Origin of the sequence: Burkholderia sp. Tr-862 (genome assembly GCF_011753085.1) — a bacterium.
Taxonomy (GTDB): domain Bacteria; phylum Pseudomonadota; class Gammaproteobacteria; order Burkholderiales; family Burkholderiaceae; genus Burkholderia; species Burkholderia ambifaria.
In genome coordinates this window covers 1-2,681 of the sequence record NZ_VWWG01000319.1, presented here as the reverse complement: position 1 = coordinate 2,681, position 2,681 = coordinate 1, and the positions used below count along the sequence as shown (strand labels likewise).

Annotated in this window: 3 protein-coding genes; all 3 read right to left on the bottom strand. The window is 70.9% G+C overall.

Translation table 11 applies throughout. The features are described from left to right. On the bottom strand, positions 1-1,303 hold a 1,303-nt coding region (waaA, locus tag F3J14_RS34365), incomplete at its 3' end, for a lipid IV(A) 3-deoxy-D-manno-octulosonic acid transferase (protein WP_166726684.1). 37 nt (positions 1,304-1,340) lie between these two features. Then, on the bottom strand, positions 1,341-2,225 hold the full coding sequence (locus F3J14_RS34360; RefSeq protein ID WP_011656152.1) for a Kdo hydroxylase family protein: 885 nt from the start codon (positions 2,223-2,225) through the stop codon (positions 1,341-1,343). A 61-nt stretch (positions 2,226-2,286) separates the two neighbouring features. Further along, on the bottom strand, positions 2,287-2,681 hold a 395-nt coding region (locus tag F3J14_RS34355), incomplete at its 5' end, for a glycosyltransferase family 9 protein (RefSeq protein WP_282100801.1).

Below are 2,681 nucleotides of genomic sequence, written 5' to 3'. Positions count from 1 at the left end.
GCGGCAGCAACGCCGCGAGCACGTCGACCGAGCGCGCGGTCGCGCCGCGATGGCGCGCCGCGAACGCTGCACCCGCCGCACCCATCGCGATGCGCCGCGCGTTATCGGCGAACAGCGCGTCGAGCACGTGCGCGAGATCGAGCGGATCCGCGACCTGCATCGCCGCGCCGGCCGCGACCGCATCGGCGGTCGCCTGCGTGAAGTTGAACACGTGCGGGCCGATCAGCACCGGCACGCCGACCGCGCACGCCTCGATCAGGTTCTGCCCGCCGAGCGGCAGCAGGCTGCCGCCGATGAACGCGACATCGGCGGCCGCGTAGTACGCGCCGAGCTCACCCATCGAATCGCCGAGCAATACCGCCACGTCAGCCGGCAACGGCTCCGCCGCAGCGGGCCGGCCGGCGGCGAGGGCCGCCGCGTCCGCACCCCACACCGAACGCCGAACGCACTTCAGCCCGTTGCGCTCGACAAGCGCCTCGACTTCGCCGAAACGCTGCGGATGACGCGGCACGAGGATCAACAGCGCGCCCGGCGTGCGCATCGCGGCGAACGCCTGCAGCACCAGCGCCTCCTCGTTCTCCCGCGTGCTGGCGGCGACCCACACGGGCCGCGGGCCGATCGCGTCGCGCCACGCATGGCCGCGCGCGGCCAGCTCCGGCGGCGTGGTCATGTCGAATTTCAGGTTACCCAGCACCGTCACGTTGCGCGCGCCGAGCGACGTCAGCCGCTCCGCATCGGCCGGGCTCTGCGCGAGCACGCGCGAGAAACCGCCGAACACGTCGCGCGTCGCCGCACCGAACTTCGCGGCGCGCCGATGCGAGCGCGCGGACATCCGCGCGTTGGTCAGCACGAGCGGCACGTCCGCGCGGCGGCACTCGTCGATCAGCGTCGGCCACACCTCTGTTTCCATCACGAGGCCGAGCGTCGGCCGCCACGCGCGCAGGAAGCGCCGCACCGCGCCCGGCATGTCGTACGGCAGGTAGCAGCGCAGCACGCGGTCGCCGAAGATCTGCTCGCCGGTCGCGCGGCCGCTCGGCGTCATGTGCGTGAGCAGGATGCGCGCGTCGGGACGCGTACGCATCAGCGCGTCGATCAGCGGCTGCGCGGCGCGCGTCTCGCCGACCGACACCGCATGCACCCAGATCAGCGGCGCGCGATCGTCCGGCGAACGGCCCGCGACCTGGCCGAAGCGCTCGGCGATGTGCTCGCGGTAGCCACGCTCCTTGCGCGAGCGCACAAGGAGCCGGATGACGGCGATCGGCGCGACGAGCCACCACAGCGCGCGATAGATCGCCCTCAGCATGAGTGGGCTCCGTCACCGCGAAGGATGCGGGGCGCGCTCAAACCAGCGCCCTGCCGGTCAGGCGCTCGAGAATCCCCAGCGGCGCGCATTCGCGGCGCACCATCGCGTCGACCGGCAGGAAGAAGGTCTGCTCGAGCATGAACTGGCCGGACATCACAGCGTGCGAAGTCTGATCCGAGAAACATATCCACACGCTGCCCGGCGGAAACGGCATCGTCTGCTGCGGACAGGTCTTCTGGTAATCGAGATCGGCCTTCATCCCGTCGTGCAGGTTCAGCATCAGGTGGTCGTACGCGCTGCGCGGCGACTTCGTCACGTGCAGCAGGTTCAGCAGCCACGCCGAGCCCGGCAACTGCGGCCGGATCTTCGGCAGGAAGCGTTTCGCGACGTCCTCGAACGGCTCGCCGACGCGCCACACGCGCGGCTGGCCGGCCGGGTTCACGTTCGTGAACACGCGCAGGATCCGCTCGCCGTAGTTCGGCCGCGACGGGAACGCGTCGACGTGCAGCCGGCTGTCGTCCTTGCGCCAGGACGTCTGGCGCGTCTCGACCTGCATCAGCCGCAGGCTCGTCGGCGCGACGCGCAGCTTGCCGCGGTATTCGGGAAAGAGACCGTCGACGAGCGTGCCGGCCTGCTGCTGGAAGCGCGCGACGAGCGCGCGCACGGCCGACTGCGTGACGCTGTCGCCGAGCACGCCGGCGAGCACGCCGCCGTTCGGCGCGAGGCTGATGTTCTTGCGTTTCGGATCGGCGAGCGACGGATCGAGCAGCGCTTCCTCGCCGCCTTCGATCGCGAAGCGCAGGTGCGGAAAATACAGCACCTTGCCTTCCTCGACCGCGGCCAGCAGCTGTTCGCGCGGCGCCGACAGGTTGTGTCCGCTCCAGTCGGCGGACGGGACTTCGATGATCTGGGATTCGCTCATGATCGGTTCGCGTGCGTGACGGGCAGGAGAGGCAGGATAGGCAGGGCAGGCGTGACGGGCATTACAGCAGACCAAAGCCCGCAAGCGCCGCCTTCACCTGCGCGATCGACGGCGGCTGCCCCGCCGTGCCGAGATTGACGACGTTCGGCGACCAGTAGCCGCCGGTTCGCCAGGCCGTTGCGAAATTGTACAGTTCGACCGTCGGGCGCTTGAGCGCGGCCGCGATGTGAACCAGACCTGTATCAACCCCGACGGTCGCGGCCGCGCCGTCGATCAGGCCGACGACGGCCGGCAGCGACAGCTTCGGCGGCACGATCGCCGCCGCGCCGAACTCCTTCGCGAGCCGCTCGCTGGTCGCGCGCTCCGCGTCGTTGCCCCACGGCAGCACGAGCGACGCGCCGCGCCGCACGAGCGCCTGGCCGAGCTCGATCCATGCCGCGTCCGGCCACTGCTTGA

Excerpts from the sequence above, each read along its gene's own strand:
- F3J14_RS34360 (WP_011656152.1), bottom strand. The coding sequence starts at position 2,225 with ATGAGCGAATCCCAGATCATCGAAGTCCCGTCCGCCGACTGGAGCGGA.